Below are 732 nucleotides of genomic sequence, written 5' to 3' on the forward strand. Positions count from 1 at the left end.
GTGGCGGCGGCCGCGGGCTGGGCGTGGGCGGCGGGCGGGGTGCCCGCGGAGACCGCCGAGCAGGCGGTCGGGTATCCGGCGCTGTTCCTGCTGGTGGCGGTGGGGGCGTTGGTGCCGGTGGTGCCGACAGGGGCGCTGGTGAGTTCTGCGGCGGTGGTGGCCTTCCACCGGGCGTCGCCGCCTCTGGGGGTGCTGCTGGTGATCGGTGTGGCCGCGCTGGCCGCGTTCGCGGGGGACCTCGCCCTGTACTGGCTGGGCGGGCGCGGGGTGCGGTCGCCGGGCGGGTCGCGGGGGTTGGAGCGGCTGCGGGCGCGGACCGCGCCGGAGCGGCTGGAGCAGGCGCGGGCGGGCCTGGAACGGCACGGGGTGCAGGTGCTGGTGCTGTCCCGGCTGGTGCCGGCCGGCCGGATCCCGGTGATGGCCGCGTGCCTGCTCGCGCAGTGGCCGCTGCGCCGGTTCGCGCGCGGGGACGCGCCGGCGTGCGCGGCGTGGGCGGCGGCGTACGGACTGATCGGGATCCTCGGCGGGTCGCTGTTCGCGGAGCCCTGGCAGGGCGTGGTGGCGGCGGTGCTCCTGGCCCTGCTGGCGGGCGCGGCACCGGGACTGTGGCGGCGGCCGCGGGCTGGGCGTGGGCGGCGGGCGGGGTGCCCGCGGAGACCGCCGAGCAGGCGGTCGGGTATCCGGCGCTGTTCCTGCTGGTGGCGGTGGGGGCGTTGGTGCCGGTGGTGCCGA

General features: G+C 79.5%; 1 pseudogene. It reads left to right on the forward strand.

The window, feature by feature from the left end:
• Positions 1 to 39: 39 nt before the first annotated feature.
• A pseudogene (locus tag EF903_RS33310) lies at positions 40 to 624 on the forward strand (DedA family protein); the annotation flags it as partial.
• Between the last annotated feature and the right edge of the window lie 108 nt (positions 625 to 732).

It is taken from the genome of Streptomyces sp. WAC05292 (assembly GCF_003949955.1).
Classification (GTDB): Bacteria; Actinomycetota; Actinomycetes; order Streptomycetales; family Streptomycetaceae; genus Streptomyces; species Streptomyces globosus.